At 68.1% G+C, this 14,214-nt stretch carries 16 protein-coding genes; 5 read left to right on the top strand and 11 right to left on the bottom strand.

All coding sequences use genetic code 11. The features are described 5' to 3' along the window. Positions 1–24 precede the first annotated feature (24 nt). Positions 25–876, top strand: coding sequence for a carboxylating nicotinate-nucleotide diphosphorylase (nadC, locus tag NFC98_RS03240; protein ID WP_254276731.1), 852 nt, complete (start codon positions 25–27; stop codon positions 874–876). Between the two features lie 4 nt (positions 877–880). On the opposite strand, the gene NFC98_RS03235 is transcribed toward nadC, so the two are convergent. Beyond that, positions 881–1,411 (bottom strand): GNAT family N-acetyltransferase, encoded by a 531-nt coding sequence (locus NFC98_RS03235; RefSeq protein ID WP_254276730.1) that lies wholly within the window; start codon positions 1,409–1,411, stop codon positions 881–883. A 102-nt stretch (positions 1,412–1,513) separates the two neighbouring features. On the opposite strand from NFC98_RS03235, the gene tsaA reads away from it, so the two are divergent. Further along, positions 1,514–2,236 carry a tRNA (N6-threonylcarbamoyladenosine(37)-N6)-methyltransferase TrmO gene (gene tsaA / locus NFC98_RS03230; RefSeq protein ID WP_254276729.1) on the top strand — a complete coding sequence of 241 codons (723 nt, stop codon included), beginning with the start codon at positions 1,514–1,516 and terminating at the stop codon, positions 2,234–2,236. Between the two features lie 61 nt (positions 2,237–2,297). Here the strand turns inward: tsaA and purC are convergent, their stop codons facing one another. From purC to dapA, 4 genes are read right to left on the bottom strand one after another with little or no spacing between them, the layout of a single operon-like run. Beyond that, entirely contained in the window at positions 2,298–3,011 is a 714-nt protein-coding gene (gene purC / locus NFC98_RS03225; RefSeq protein WP_254276728.1) for a phosphoribosylaminoimidazolesuccinocarboxamide synthase, read from the bottom strand. Positions 3,012–3,069: 58 nt separating this feature from the next. Beyond that, on the bottom strand, positions 3,070–3,876 hold the full coding sequence (locus NFC98_RS03220; RefSeq protein ID WP_254276727.1) for an MBL fold metallo-hydrolase: 807 nt from the start codon (positions 3,874–3,876) through the stop codon (positions 3,070–3,072). Beyond that, positions 3,876–4,841, bottom strand: coding sequence for a lipoprotein, NlpB (locus NFC98_RS03215; protein WP_254276726.1), 966 nt, complete (start codon positions 4,839–4,841; stop codon positions 3,876–3,878). The genes NFC98_RS03220 and NFC98_RS03215 overlap by 1 nt, the downstream gene beginning before the upstream one ends. Positions 4,842–4,886: 45 nt before the next feature. Further along, complete coding sequence (dapA, locus tag NFC98_RS03210; protein WP_254276725.1) at positions 4,887–5,771, bottom strand: 4-hydroxy-tetrahydrodipicolinate synthase; 885 nt, start codon at positions 5,769–5,771, stop codon at positions 4,887–4,889. 211 nt (positions 5,772–5,982) lie between these two features. Here dapA and NFC98_RS03205 point away from each other — a divergent pair, with 211 nt between their 5' ends. Further along, positions 5,983–6,456 carry a peroxiredoxin gene (locus NFC98_RS03205; protein ID WP_254276724.1) on the top strand — a complete coding sequence of 158 codons (474 nt, stop codon included), beginning with the start codon at positions 5,983–5,985 and terminating at the stop codon, positions 6,454–6,456. A 46-nt stretch (positions 6,457–6,502) separates the two neighbouring features. Here the strand turns inward: NFC98_RS03205 and NFC98_RS03200 are convergent, their stop codons facing one another. Beyond that, entirely contained in the window at positions 6,503–7,603 is a 1,101-nt protein-coding gene (locus NFC98_RS03200; RefSeq protein WP_254276723.1) for an AI-2E family transporter, read from the bottom strand. Further along, on the bottom strand, positions 7,600–7,848 hold the full coding sequence (locus NFC98_RS03195) for a sulfurtransferase TusA family protein (protein WP_183330367.1): 249 nt from the start codon (positions 7,846–7,848) through the stop codon (positions 7,600–7,602). The genes NFC98_RS03200 and NFC98_RS03195 overlap by 4 nt, the downstream gene beginning before the upstream one ends. A gap of 148 nt (positions 7,849–7,996) precedes the next feature. Between NFC98_RS03195 and NFC98_RS03190 the strand changes: the two genes are divergently transcribed. Then, the gene (locus tag NFC98_RS03190; protein ID WP_254276722.1) at positions 7,997–9,463 is read left to right on the top strand and encodes a M48 family metalloprotease; all 1,467 of its coding nucleotides are present in this window, start codon (positions 7,997–7,999) and stop codon (positions 9,461–9,463) included. Positions 9,464–9,612: 149 nt separating this feature from the next. On the opposite strand, the gene nadA is transcribed toward NFC98_RS03190, so the two are convergent. Continuing rightward, a complete protein-coding gene (gene nadA, locus NFC98_RS03185) occupies positions 9,613–10,641 on the bottom strand; it encodes a quinolinate synthase NadA (RefSeq protein ID WP_254276721.1) in 1,029 nt (342 codons plus the stop codon). 341 nt (positions 10,642–10,982) lie between these two features. Here nadA and NFC98_RS03180 point away from each other — a divergent pair, with 341 nt between their 5' ends. Next, complete coding sequence (locus tag NFC98_RS03180; protein ID WP_254276720.1) at positions 10,983–11,228, top strand: hypothetical protein; 246 nt, start codon at positions 10,983–10,985, stop codon at positions 11,226–11,228. Between the two features lie 117 nt (positions 11,229–11,345). On the opposite strand, the gene NFC98_RS03175 is transcribed toward NFC98_RS03180, so the two are convergent. The 3 genes from NFC98_RS03175 to NFC98_RS03165 form a co-directional block, all read right to left on the bottom strand. Next, positions 11,346–11,525: a CsbD family protein gene (locus NFC98_RS03175; protein ID WP_254276719.1), complete on the bottom strand. Its 180-nt coding sequence runs from the start codon at positions 11,523–11,525 to the stop codon at positions 11,346–11,348. Positions 11,526–11,658: 133 nt separating this feature from the next. Further along, complete coding sequence (locus tag NFC98_RS03170; protein ID WP_254276718.1) at positions 11,659–12,924, bottom strand: phosphatidylserine/phosphatidylglycerophosphate/cardiolipin synthase family protein; 1,266 nt, start codon at positions 12,922–12,924, stop codon at positions 11,659–11,661. Positions 12,925–12,941: 17 nt separating this feature from the next. Continuing rightward, the gene (locus NFC98_RS03165) at positions 12,942–14,195 is read right to left on the bottom strand and encodes an FAD-binding oxidoreductase (RefSeq protein WP_254276717.1); all 1,254 of its coding nucleotides are present in this window, start codon (positions 14,193–14,195) and stop codon (positions 12,942–12,944) included. Positions 14,196–14,214: the final 19 nt, after the last annotated feature.

Raw genomic sequence — 14,214 nt, 5'->3', positions numbered from 1 at the left:
CAACCTCGAGAGTGACGCCCCGCCATGCATTACCAGGACGCCCTAGCCGAAGAGATCCGCGACAGCGCCGCCCGCCTGCTGGCCGAGGACGTCGGGCCCGGCGACATCACCGCCCGGCTGATTCCCGCCGCGCACCGCGCCACGGCCCGGGTGATCACCCGCGAGGCCTGCGTGCTGTGCGGCGTGGCCTGGGTCGACGAGCTGTTCCGTCGACTGGATGCCAGCGTCGCCCTGCGCTGGCACGCCGCGGACGGCGACCGCCTCGAGGCCGGCCAGGCCTTCCTCGAGATCGAGGGCCCGGCCCGCAGCCTGCTCACCGGGGAGCGTGCGGCGCTGAACCTGCTGCAGACCCTCTCGGCCACCGCCACCCGCACCCGCCACTATGTCGACCTGATCGCGGACACCGGCGTGCGGCTGCTCGACACCCGCAAGACCCTGCCCGGGCTGCGCCTGGCGCAGAAGTACGCGGTGACCTGTGGCGGCGGCCACAACCATCGCCTCGGGCTATGGGACGCCTTCCTGATCAAGGAGAACCATATCGCCGCCTGCGGCGGCATCGCGGCGGCGGTCCGGGAGGCCCGGGACATCTCGCCCCGGGCCCCGGTGGAGGTGGAAGTGGAGACCTTCGACGAGCTCGACCAGGCGCTGGCGGCGGGCGCCGACGTGATCATGCTCGACAACTTCAGCCTGGATGACATGCGCGAGGCGGTCCGGCGCACCGCCGGCCGCGCCACCCTGGAGGCCTCCGGCAACGTCGACGAGACCACCCTGCGCGCCATTGCCGAGACCGGCGTCGACTGCATCTCCAGCGGCGCCCTGACCAAGGACCTGAAGGCCATCGACCTGTCGATGCGGCTGGTCGAACAGGGCGACTGAGCGCTCAGGTCTCCAGCAGGGCGAGGGCCTTCTCGAAGCGCTTGCGGCACAGCCGTTCGCCGCCGCGCTCCACCCACTCCTCGCCGACCTCCCTCCAGCCCCGCCGGGCGAGTGCCTCGGCCAGCACCAGGCTCGCCTCGATGGTGACGCGGGCGATGCCGTGCTCGCGCAGCAGCCGCTCGGCGTGGATCAGCAGGGTCGCGCCGATGCCGCGCCGCGCCAGCGACGGCCAGACGTAGAGGGTCTCGACGCGCCCGCGGGGGATGTCCAGCTCGAGGAAGCCCACGCAGCGCCCGTCGCAGGTCGCCACCAGGGTGGTGTAGAGCGCCTGGCGCGCGGCCCAGGCGCTGGCGTCCCGCGGCAGGGCACCGGCCCAGGCCTCCCGCTCGGCCACGCTGTAGCGAGCCATGGCCCCCTGCATCACGGCGTGGTGGAAGACCTCGGCCTGGTCGGCGGCATCCCGCGCCCGCGCCTGGCGGTAGAGGATGCGCGGCCCGGAAGCGGGTCCCTGCGGGGCGTTGGCGGTCTGGCTCATGGCGCTCCTGTCCGATGCATGGCTGTTGCTCGGAGCCTACACAAGCCGGCGCCCGCGGCCAATCCCCTCGCCCGCCGAGCGAGCGCCAGGCATAATCGCGCCATGACCGACACCCTTGCGCCTGCCTCCTTCGCCATGACGCCGATCGGCGTCATCGAGAGCGACTACCCCGACAAGTTCGGCATCCCCCGCCAGCCAGGGCTGGCCCCGGCGGCCCGGGCCAGCCTGGTGCTTGCCCCGCCCTTCGACGACCCGCTGGCGGTGCGCGGCATCGAGGCCTTCAGCCACCTGTGGCTCACCTTCGTCTTTCACGAGAGCCCTTCACGCTGGACGCCGCTGGTGCGCCCACCGCGCCTCGGCGGCAACGCCAGGGTCGGGGTGTTCGCCAGCCGCAGCACCCACCGCCCCAACCGCCTGGGGCTGTCGCTGGTCGAGCTCCTCGAGGTCGACACCCGCCGCGGCGTTCGCCTGCGGTTGCGTGGCGCCGACCTGGTCAGCGGCACCCCGGTGCTGGACATCAAGCCCTACCTGCCCTGGGCGGAATCGCGGCCCGAGGCGCGGGCCGGCTTCGCCTCCGAGGCGCCGCCCCGGCGGCCGGTCGGCTTCTCGGCCATCGCCGAGGCGGCGCTGGCGGCGCGGGAGGATGGCGACTCCCTGCGCGAGCTGATCGGCCAGGTGCTGGCCCAGGACCCGCGTCCCGCCTATCGCCGCGGCGCCGAGGAACGGCTCTACGGCGTGCGCCTGCGCGACGTGGACGTGCGCTTCCGGGCACAGGCCGAAGGGACGGAGACGCGGCTGCAGGTGGTCGAGATCGTGCCGGCGTGAATGCCCCCGGACACGACGAAGGGCCCCGCAGGGCCCTTCGCGGATCAGCGCTTCGACGCGGTCAGGCGAAGCTGACGCCGATGCGCCGGCCCACTTCCTCGTAGGCCTCGATCACGCCGCCCAGCCCCTGGCGGAAGCGGTCCTTGTCGAGCTTCTCGCGAGTCTGCGCATCCCACAGGCGGCAGCCGTCCGGCGAGAACTCGTCGCCCAGCACCAGCTGGCCCTGGAACAGGCCGAACTCCAGCTTGTAGTCGACCAGCAGCAGGCCGCCGTCGGCGAACAGCTGCTTGAGCACCTCGTTGACCCGGAAGGTCAGCGCCTTCATCTCGGCCAGCTGCTCGGGCGTGGCCCAGCCGAAGGTCTCGGCCAGCGACTCGTTGATCATCGGGTCGTGCAGCGCATCGTTCTTGAGGAACAGCTCGAAGGTCGGCGGCGTGAGCGTCTTGCCCTCCTCCACGCCCAGCCGCTTGACCAGGCCACCGGCGGCGATATTGCGCACGACGCACTCCACCGGGATCATCTCGAGCCGCTTGACCAGGCTCTCGGTATCGGAGAGGCGTGCCTCGAAGTGGGTGGGAATACCCGCCGCGGCCAGGGTCTCCATGATGAAGGCATTGAAGCAGTTGTTGACCATGCCCTTGCGCGTCAGCGACTCCATGCGCTCACCGTCGAAGGCACTGGTGTCATCGCGGAACTGCAGGACCACGCGGTCCGGGTCATCGGTGGCGAAGACCGACTTGGCCTTGCCGGCATAGAGTTCGTGACGCTTTTCCATGGAAGCCTCCAGAGGCTGCAAGCGGGTGACAATGGGGAAGTGGTGACAGTATGTCGGGTCAGCCGATGACCTGCCACGCCAGGCACTCGTCCTGACGGGCGACCTTCAGCCGCGATTCATCGCCGTCGAGCAGGGGCACCAGGGCCTCCCGGGCCAGCTCGGGACGATTGTTGTGTTCGGAGAGGTGCGAGCAGACCACCTGCTGCAGGCGGTCCAGGCCCAGCCGCGCCAGCAGGGCCGCCGCCTGGGCGTTGGCCAGGTGGCCCCAGTCCCCGCCCACCCGGCGCTTCAGCCGCGGCGGATAGGGCCCCTCGGCGAGCATTCGCACGTCGTGGTTGCACTCCAGCACCAGGGCATCGCAGCCGGCGAAGGCCCCGGCCACGTGGTCGGTGGGGTGGCCCAGATCGGTCAGCACCCCCAGGGAGCGCCCTCCCCCGCCATGGAAGCGGAACTGCACCGGCTCGCGGGCATCATGGGGCACGGTGACCGGATCCACGGTCAGCCCCTTGATGGCGAAACGCGCCTGGGGGGTGATCCAGTGACGCTGGGGCAGCTCGCCCAGCCGGCCCGAGGCCCAGGTTCCCGGGGTCAGGTAGACCGGCACGCCGTGGCGTCGCGACAGGGGGCCGACCCCGCGGATATGGTCGCCGTGCTCGTGGGTCACCAGCACGGCATCCAGCTGGCGGGGATGCAGGCCGAGATCGGCCAGCCGCCGCTCGGCCTCACGCAGGCCGAAGCCGCAGTCCACCAGCAGGTGGGTCTCGCCATCGCTGACCAGGGTCGCGTTGCCCTTGCTGCCGCTGCCCAGGGAGCCGAAGCGCAGGACGCCGGCGGGGAGAGCGGCCTCGGCCACCCGCTCGACCATCAGCGCAGCAGGCCCGCCACCCGCTCGAGCAGCTCGCGCTGGTCCTCGGGGCTGAAGCCGCGCTCGCTGGCGTTCTCCGCCCGCAACACGGTCTGGTCGGGTCCCGCCGACTCCAGCACCAGGCGGATCTGCTGGTGCATCTGGCGAACGTCCGGGCTGAAGACGATCTGCAGCGGGTTGCGGTTGCGCTCGGTGACCGTCATGTAGCTGATCAGGAAGTCATGGGCCTCGGGGTCGCGCTCGAGCAGCTCGCGGCGATCCTCCACGGTGAAGTCCAGTTCCAGCTGATGGCTCAGCTCGGCCCAGGTGCGGTCGATGTCCAGCGGCACCTGCACCACCCACTCCTCGCCCTGCTGCGTGAGGTGCAGGCGCTCCTCGCCGGCCAGCCGCTGGGCGGCCAGCGAGGAGGAGCTGGCCGTGGCGCTGCGTGCGCCGAAGTACTGCTCGAGAGCCTCCAGGCAGGCCGCCACCGGGGCACCGCCCTGGTCGCAGCGGACCTCGCTGTCGCCGGCACGCAGCCCCTGGCGTACGCTGAGTCGCGCCTGCTGGGTCTCGATCACGCCGCGAGAGGAGTCGCTGGCTACCACACCGAGGCCGCGGGTGCGGGCGAAGTCCTCCAGCTGCGGCCAGACGCTGCCCGGGTCGGCGCCGATCACCAGCCAGCTGTCGCGGCCGATATCGCGGCGTTCGACGAAATCGCGCTCGACGGCCCGGCCGGCGCCCAGCGGCTGCGGGCTGGGGGCCCGGAAGCGGCCGTCCGGGGCACGAAACTCGCCGGCGGCCTCGGGTACCGGCATGGCATCGCGGTAGCGCTGCGAGTCACGGGTCTCGGGCAGGACCAGCGGCGAGCTGCCACGGGCCTCGGCGTAGTCGACGTTGCGATCGTGGTAGTAGCCGTCGGGGCGCGCACAGCCCGCCAGGGCGATGGCCGCCACCAGCGGGAGCCATTTCAGCGCAGAGTTCATGCGTCCACCTTGCATCCAGTTCTCCAGGTTCCGGCGCGGCGCCGATCAGTCGTCGATCAGTCCGGCCAGCTGCAGGGCCTCGCTGATGGTGGAGTGGTACTTCTCCGAGAGCCAGGTGAGCGGCAGGCGGATGCCCGGCTCGATCAGGCCCATGCGGTGGAGCGCCCACTTCACGGGAATCGGGTTGGACTCGATGCCCAGGTTGGTGTGCAGGGGCATCAGTCGGGTGTTGATCTGGTGGGCGCGATCGGCATCGCCGGACACCGCGGCGACACAGAGGTCATGCATCGCCCGGGGCGCTACGTTGGCGGTCACCGAGATGTCGCCGTGGCCGCCCATCAGCATGAAGTCGCAGGCGGTGCCGTCATCGCCGGAATAGAGCATGAAGTCGCTGCCCTTGAGGCGGGCGATCAGGTCCTCGGCGCGCTCCAGGTTGCCGGTGGCATCCTTGAGGCCGACGATGTTGTCGACCTCGACCAGGCGCATCACGGTCTCGTTGTAGAGATCGCTGGCGGTGCGCCCCGGCACGTTGTAGAGGATCACCGGCAGCTTGCTGCCCTCGGCCACCGCCTTGAAGTGGCGATAGAGGCCTTCCTGGGTCGGCTTGTTGTAGTAGGGGCAGACCGACAGGCAGTAGTCGGCCCCCACCTCGCTGGCATAGCGCGCCAGCTCGACGGCCTCGGAGGTGGCGTTGGCCCCGGTCCCGGCGATCACCGGGATGCGACCGTCGACCTCCTCGACCACGGCGCGGATCACGTCGAAGTGCTCGGCAAACGACATGGTGGTGGGCTCGCCGGTGGTGCCGGCGGCCACGATGCCGTCGGTGCCATTGTCGAGGTGGAAGTTCACCAGGCGGCGCAGCGCCTCCCAATCGATGTCGCCATTGACCTTCATCGGCGTCGCCAGGGCGACGATACTGCCAGTGATCATCCTCTCATTCCTCTCGATGCAACTCCGCGATACGACGACTGCGACTGCCGCCCTCCGGGGACGGGGACACGCCAACGGACGATGGCGCCCATGCCAAGGGGTAGATGGTACTCAGGCGGCCAGAGCCTGTACAGCAAGGCGCGCCACTTTGACAGGCCCGCGGCGGTTGCGTGTAATCGGGGCTCGACCCACACCGCCAAGGAGCCACCCCATGAGCGTCAGCATCGGCCAGCCCGTTCCCCACTTCACCGCCACCGCCACCGGCGACACCACGGTCACCCTCTCCGAGCTCAAGGGCCGGCAGGTGGTGGTCTACTTCTACCCCAAGGCCAGCACCCCCGGCTGCACCACCGAGGGCGGCGACTTCCGGGATCGCAAGGCGGCCTTCGACGCCGCCAACACGGTGATCCTCGGTGTCTCCCGTGACGGCATTCGCGCCCAGGAGAACTTCAAGGCCAAGCAGGACTTCAACTTCGAACTGGTCTCGGACAAGGACGAGACGGTGTGCGGAATCTTCGACGTCATCAAGCTCAAGAAGCTCTACGGCAAGGAGCACCTGGGGATCGAGCGCAGCACCTTCCTGATCGACGCCGAGGGCCGGCTCGCCAGGGAGTGGCGCGGCGTCAAGGTGCCGGGGCATGCCCAGGAGGTGCTGGAGGCCGCCCAGGCGCTGCACGCCGGCTGAATCGAGCCCCGAGAGGGCCCGGCGGGGGCCCAGTGTGCGGCCCCCGTCACTCCTCGGCCAGCGGCGCCACCGCCTCTTCCTGGCGGTGGCGCTTGATGCCCCGGGGCCAGGCGTAGACCAGCGCCTTGAGCAGGGTCGCCAGGGGGATGGCGAAGAAGATCCCCCAGAAGCCCCAGATCCCGCCGAAGAACAGCACCGCCACGATGATCGACACCGGATGCAGGTTGACCGCCTCGGAGAACAGGATTGGCACCAGCACGTTGCCGTCCAGCGCCTGGATGATGCCGTAGGCGATCACCACATAGAGGAACTCGTCGGTCATGCCGAAGTGGAAGCCGGCCACCGCCGCCACCGGCAGGGTGGCCACCGCGGCCCCGATGTAGGGCACCAGCACCGAGAAGCCCACCAGCACCGCCAGCAGTGCCGAGTAGGGCAGCCCGAAGAAGGCGAAGGTCAGGAAGGCGACGGTGCCGACGATGATGATCTCGATGAACTTGCCGCGCACGTAGTTGGCGATCTGGTCGTCCATCTCGTTCCAGATGCGGGTCATCAGGGCGCGCTTCTGGGGGAGCAGCGAGAGGGTGAAGCCCACCAGGGTCTCGCGATCCTTGAGCAGGAAGAACACCAGGATCGGCACCAGCACCAGGTAGATGATCAGCGCCAGCACGTTGCCCAGCGAGGCCAGCGACAGGGTCAGGGCCCGCTGGCCGAACTGGGTCATCTCGCGCCCGGCCACGGCGATCCAGTTCTGGATCTGGTCCGGGGTGATCAGCTGGGGGTAGCGCTCCTGCAGGTCGTCGAGGAGCTGCTGGCCGCTGGCGAACATGCGCGGCGTCTCCTGCACCAGCCCCACCAGCTGGTTCCAGATCAGCGGCATCAGGATGAAAGCCAGCGCCAGCAGCATGCCGATGAAGCCCAGGAACACCAGGGTCACCGCCAGCAGGTGGGGCACATGGCGGCGCTCCAGCCAGCTCACCGCCCCCTGCAGCAGGAAGGCGATCACCAGGGCGGTGAGGAAGGGAGCCAGCATGCGCCCGAGGAAGATCACCGCGGTGAAGCCGAGCACCAGCACCACCAGCAGGATCACCGCCTCCTCGTCGGAGAAGTAGTGGTCGACCCAGCCCTTGAAGACGGCCCGCAGGGTCATGAAGCGCGCTCCCCGCCCTTGCGGATCCAGTAGTGGTAGACGTCGCCACGCTCCTCCCTGGCCGGCATCTCATGGACGCTCTGGGCGACGAAGGTCTCGAAGTCGTGCCAGGAGCCGGCGTCGGTGGCCATCACTTCCAGCAGCTGGCCGGGCGCGAGGCGGGCCAGGGCCTGCTTGGCCTTGAGCAGCGGCAGGGGGCAGGGAAGACCGCGCGCGTCGAGCACGTCATCAGGTTGCACAGCCATGTTGTCTCCCGGGAGAATGCAGAGGATGGGCGTCGCCGCCTCGGCGAGGCGAGCGCGAAACCCCTTGAGATTTAAAGGCACTTTGCAGGCCGAATCAATGTCGGATGGAGAAGCCCGCCCCCCGCCTTGCCCCACGAAAGAGGATGCCATGCCGCGTCGACTCGTCCCCCGCCTTGCCGCCGGCGCGCTGTGCCTGGCCCTGGCGCTCCCCGCCACCGCCCAGTGGACCGACTCCCGGTGGAGCAGCGATGCCGGGCTGCCGAGCCTCTCCAGCGCCGACAGCCAGGCCGCCAGCGGCGAGGAGTTCGAGCTGGGGCGCGCCTGGCTGCGCCAGTTCCGGGCGCGAGCCCCCCAGTGGCAGGACCCCCTCGCCCAGGCGTACGTGGAGTCGCTGGTCGCGCGGCTGCTTCCCCACAGCGGCCTGGGCGGCTCCACCACCCTGGTCGCCCTGGTCGATAGCCGGCAGCTCAACGCCTTCGCCGTGCCCGGCGGGGTGGTCGGCGTCAACGCAGGGCTGTTCGCCTTCGCCGAGGAGGAGGCGGCCCTGGTCTCGGTGCTGGCCCACGAGCTGGGCCACCTCTCCCAGCGCCACTTCGCCCGCGGGAAGGCCCGCGCCGAGCAGACCCAGGTGCCGGCCATGGCCGCCATGCTGGCCGGCATGCTGATCGCCGCCGCCGGCGGGGGCGATGCCGGCATCGGCGTGGCCATGGGCTCCCAGGCGGCCTTCATCCAGGATCAGCTGGCCTACTCGCGACGCTTCGAGCAGGAGGCCGACCGCATCGGCCTGCAGGCCATGGCCCAGGCCGGCTACGACCCGGAGGCCATGGTCCGCATGTTCCGCGCGATGCAGCGCATGGCCAGCCTGCAGGGCGGCAACCCGCCGGAGTTCCTGCTCACCCACCCGGTGACCGAATCGCGCATCAGCGACACCCAGGACCGCGCCGGCCAACTCGCGGTGAGTCGCCCCCGCGACGAGGATATCCAGTACCACCTGATACGCGCCCGCGCCCTGCTCGCCATCCACGCCCGCGACCCGCAGCAGGCCGCCACTCGGCTGCAGCAGGATGGCGCCCCGGAGCCGGCCCGCCGCTACCTGGAGGCCCTGATCGTGGCCGGGCGCGGTGATACCGATACCGCGCTGCGCCGGCTGGACGGCCTGGCGCGGGAGCTGCCCGACCTCGCCCTGCTGCCCGCCTCGGCCGCCATGGTGGCCTTCGAGGCCGGGCGCTACGACGACGCCATCGCGCGCAGCCGGCGCCAGCTGAGGCTGATGCCGGGGCACGTGCCGGCCCGCCGGGTGCTGGGCGAGGCGCTACTGCAGCGCGACCCCGACGAGGCCTGGCGGGTGCTGCGCGAGCTCGCCGACCAGCGCCCCGAGGATCCCCAGGTGTTCACCCTGCTGGCCGAGGCCGCCGGCCGCAGCGGCCGCGAGGCCTGGGGCCACCTGGCCCGGGCCGAACAGATGCAGCTGACCGGCCGCATCAGCGAGGCGATCCGCCAGCTCGACGTGGCGAAGCAGGTGGCGCAGCGGGAGGGGGACGGCGCGGCCTCGGCGCGCATCGAGCAGCGCCGCGAGGCGTTCATCGGCTATCGGGAGACGCTGGAGAAGTTCTAGCGCCGAGCGCCGAGCCGGATGATGTTGCCATCACTGCTGGTGTCAACCAGAAACCCCGCCGGCTTGAACCGACGGGGTTTCCCGTTTTCATCCTCGACACCTTCCGCCCGTCATTGAGCGGCTGGGCGCCTGAAGCTGGGCGCTCGGCGCTATTTCTGGAAATTCAGCATCCGCTCCAGCGGCTTGAGCGCGGCGGTGCGCAGCGCGGCGTCGACGAAGATCTCGCCGCTGCCGTGGCGCAGGGCGTCGGCCAGGTTGTCCAGGGCGTTCATCGCCATCCACGGGCAGTGGGCACAGCTCCGGCAGGTGGCACCGTTGCCCGCAGTAGGAGCCTCGAAGAGAGTCTTCTCCGGCACCGCCTGCTGCATCTTGAAGAAGATGCCGCGGTCGGTGGCGACGATCAGCTTGTCGTTGGGCAACTCCTTGGCCGCCTTGATCAGCTGGGAGGTGGAGCCCGCCACGTCGGCCAGTTCCACTACCGCGGCCGGCGACTCCGGATGCACCAGCACGGCGGCCTCGGGATAGAGCGCCTTGAGGTCCTCGACGCCCTTGGCCTTGAACTCCTCGTGGACGATGCAGGCCCCGTCCCACAGCAGCATGTCGGCGCCGGTCTTCTTCTGGATGTAGCCGCCCAGGTGCTTGTCCGGGGCCCACAGGATCTTCTCGCCCCGCGCCTGGAGGTGCTCGATCACCTCCACGGCGATCGACGAGGTCACCACCCAGTCGGCGCGCGCCTTTACCGCCGCCGAGGTATTGGCGTAGACCACCACGGTGCGGTCGGGGTGCTGGTCGCAGAAGGCAGCGAACTCGTCCGCCGGGCAGCCCAGATCCAGCGAGCAGGTCGCCTCCAGGGTCGGCATCAGCACACGCTTCTCCGGCGAAAGGATCTTGGCGGTCTCGCCCATGAAGCGCACCCCGGCCACCACCAGGGTGTCGGCCTCGTGGCGAGCGCCGAAGCGGGCCATCTCCAGGGAGTCGGCCACGCAGCCGCCGGTCTCCTCGGCAAGCTGCTGGATGGCGTCGTCGGTATAGTAGTGGGCCACCAGAACGGCGTTGTTGGCCTCGAGGAGCCGCTTGATCTCCTCGATGCGTGCCTCGTCCTCGGCGGGAATCCGGGTGGGGCAGTAGGTGCGCGTCAGGTGCTCACGCACATCGGCACGGGAAGTCATGATCGTCATCGTGTCTACCACTGTGACTGGCAGGGGCTCCCCCTGCATGATCGGGTGCATCGTGGCTCGCGCGCTCCGCGCGGACGATACGCCTGGGGTCAACCCATGCGTCTCTCGCCGTGGTCGACCCGAACCTCTATTCTAGACCAGAATGGTCGTCTGTTGACCAGTCTCGGCCAAAAAGCCTCCGGGTATGCCATGGGGCCCGGCGGGGTCAAGGCCACGACGGGTTCCAGTCGGCCTCGGTGCCGATGGTGTGCCAGCGCACCGACGACAGCCTGCCACGGCGTCATCATGGCTTACTGATGCTTCACGACACCGTGAAGGCCGGACAGTGACGCGAGGTCACCATGCCAACCCCCATCCAGCACACCGCCCCCACCAACGCCACGTTCACGACGTTCACACAAATGCCCGACCGCGAGCCCGGGGAACAGCAGCACGGCTACCCCTTCTCGCCAGAACGCCTGCCCGAAGTACCGCACGAGACGCCCGCCAGGACATCCCCCGAAGAACCTGACAGGCACGCTGCCGAGGGCGACGATGACCTGATGAGCCAGGATATCAACGCGGTCGATTTCGACCCTCTCTTGTAGCAGACCGGCTGGCGCGACCTCGTCGAGGTCGCGCCAGCCGAAAGCGGCAACGGGAATCCCGCTCTGCGTGTTACCGGGCGGGCTCACCCCGGTGCATCGAGGATGCCGTCGAACCGATCACTCCACTGACTTCTTGATGTCGCGCTTGAGATCGCCGTAGCTGGCTTCTACCTTGCCGCCCTGCTTCTCGGCCTTGCCCTTGTACTCCATCTCCTTGTTGCCGGTCATCTTGCCGACCGTCTCCTTGACCTTGCCTTTCGCCTCCTTGGCACGACCTTCCACTTGGTTCTTGTTCATGTCCCGACCTCCAAGCAACTGTTGAGCATGCCTTTTCCTCCCCCCCCCCTTGTAGTGATGCAGATTGAAGAGGGAGTCCCGCTACCACCATAGCTGATACTCCATGCATGGTCTGTGCGGTACCAAACCTAACTCAGAGCTGTGATCTGATTGGCAGCACAATCATTTCGGAAAGCCTTTCGCGCAGCGGACGGTCCTTCCATTGCTCAAGAGAATACGGCTCAGCCGCCAGCAAGTCTTCCTCGAACACAACCGTCATCTGAGTGGCGAAGTCGCTGCTGTAGATATTCAGACTCGCCTCATCATTGAGTCGAATCGAACGCATGTCGACATTGGTTGAACCCACCGATACAAATTCGCCATCGATGACAAGTAGCTTGGTGTGCAGCATGGTCGGCTGATAGACATGGATCTCGGCACCAGCATGCAGCAGCGTGCCCCAATCGGCCTTGGAGGCAACCTTGACCGTTAGCGCATCCATATAGGGGCCAGGCAGCATGATGCGCACGCGAACGCCGCGACCTAGAGCAGCGATCAAGGCCTCGACCAGCAGCCTGTCGGGTACAAAGTAGGACGCCGCCAGGTCGATCGTCGCTCCCGCCGCCGCGATAGCAAGCAGATACATCAGATGCATGCTCTCGCTCCCGCCGGATGGCGAAGCAACAAAGACGTGTGCGTCCTCCTCCCCTTCCTCCTGCAGAGCAGGAAAGTAGGTCGGACCGTTCAGCACTTCGCCCGTGGCCTTGATCCAGTTGTCATTAAAGGCCGCTTGCAACTGCGCCACCACTGGCCCTTCAATCCGGAAATGGGTGTCCCGCCAGTGCTCGGGAGCGCCACCATCGCCCGCCCACTGATCCGCAATGCCTACCCCTCCGGTAAACCCGATACGGCCATCGACCACGAGCAGTTTGCGATGGGTGCGGTTGTTCATCCGACCAAGGTTGTACCAGTGCAGCGGCCGATAGCGATGCAGCTGCACACCGGCGTCCCGCATGGCGTCGAGCAGCGACTGATCCATCCTGGTGCTGCCGACCCAGTCAATGATGACGCTGACAGGCACGCCCGCGCGAGCCCGATCAGCCAGCGCTTGCGAGAACTCATCCCCAATGTCACCGGACCAGTAGATGAACGTCTCGAAGGTTATCGACGTCTGGGCAGAACGAATCGCCTGCAGCATCGAAGGGAAGATCTCGTCACCATTTTGCAGAGCGGTCACTTTATTTCCGGTCACTATCGACGGGCCCAGCAGGACAGACATCTCGCGCCGAAACTGCGGATCGGAAACCACATAACGATGCTCAACCTTGCGATCCACGACTTCCTCGGGGGTCTTGAAGTTCTGCAGCGCCACCAGCATCAAGCTCGTGGCCAGCACAGTGCCACTGATAACCCAGAACATGGTGTTTGGCCTCCCGGTCAATGACGTGCCAACCGTGCAAAGGAGAACAGTGCTGTCAATGGATGAGAACGGCGTTCAATCTGCGCGCGCAGCAATCCGGCGCCGAGCATGCTGTAGGTGATGCCGTTCCCGCCATAGGCAAGCGCGAACAGAACCCGTGGCCCGTACTGAGGATGGCGACCGAACAGCGGCAGACCATCTCTGGTTTCAGCGAACGTGCCTGCCCAGGCAAACGCCGGCTGCGCTTCTATGCGAGGCAACAGCCGGGCGACCTTGCGCTGCAGGGTGGCCGCCTTGCGCTCGACCGACCGATCTCGGCGCGCCGGAATGTCGCGGTCGTCGTCTTCGCCACCGACCAGCAGCCGTCCATCGCCGGTGGAGCGCAGGTACAGATAGGGCCGTGCGGACTCCCACAGTAGTGTGCTGGCCATCCAGCCCAGCGTGGCGGGATCGACGGGGTCGCTGATGTAGGCGTAGCTGCTGAGGTTCTTCGCGACACGCTGGCGCAACCAGCATTGTGCTTCATAGCCGCTGGCCATCACGACGTGCCCGGCCCTGATCGACCGGCCTCCGTCGGTGGTCAACTTTACCGAACGCGCGCTCGCCGCGATGGATACCACCTGCGTGCGATCGAACACGCGCGTGCCGGCTCGCTGCATCCTGTCCAGGAGTCGTGAGGCGAGCCGGTAGGGGTCAACCCGAGCGGCCACCGAGCTGAGGATGGCGGCCGGCGCAGTCAGCCCGTACTCGTTTTGGAGCGCGGCCCGGCTCAACCAGCGAACCGGGAAGCCGTGCTGTTTCCGCCAGGCCAGTTCGTCAGCCAAGCGCGGATGATCAGCACGATTGCTGGCGTAGTAGAGGCTGTCACACCTGGCGAAATCGACATCACCGACGGCATGGGCCACTGCCTCGATCTCGGTGATCGCGCGCAAACTGGATTGATACGCCAGGAGCGCTGAGGCCTGGTCGTAGCGTCTGGCGAGATCTGTCGCGTGGGTATCAATTTCATACTGGAGCAAGGCGGTGCTGGCCGATGTGCTGCCCCAGCATACGTCGCGCCGATCGAGTACAACGACGTCATGGCCATGGCCAGCCAGCTCATCGGCGATCAGCGCACCGGTGATGCCAGCGCCGACCACTGCCACGTCGCAGTTCAGGTCGGCATCGAGCTGCGGGAAGGCATACATCAGGCCATTCTTGACCGCCCAGAACGGATAACCGCTTTTCAAGTCCACCGGCGACTCCCGACGACGCCTTGCTGTGTTGTCCATCGGCGAGCTTCACCCCACG

The organism is Halomonas sp. 3H, assembly GCF_024206005.1.
GTDB lineage: Bacteria > Pseudomonadota > Gammaproteobacteria > Pseudomonadales > Halomonadaceae > Halomonas > Halomonas campaniensis.
This window is presented reverse-complemented; position numbering and strand designations above follow the sequence as displayed.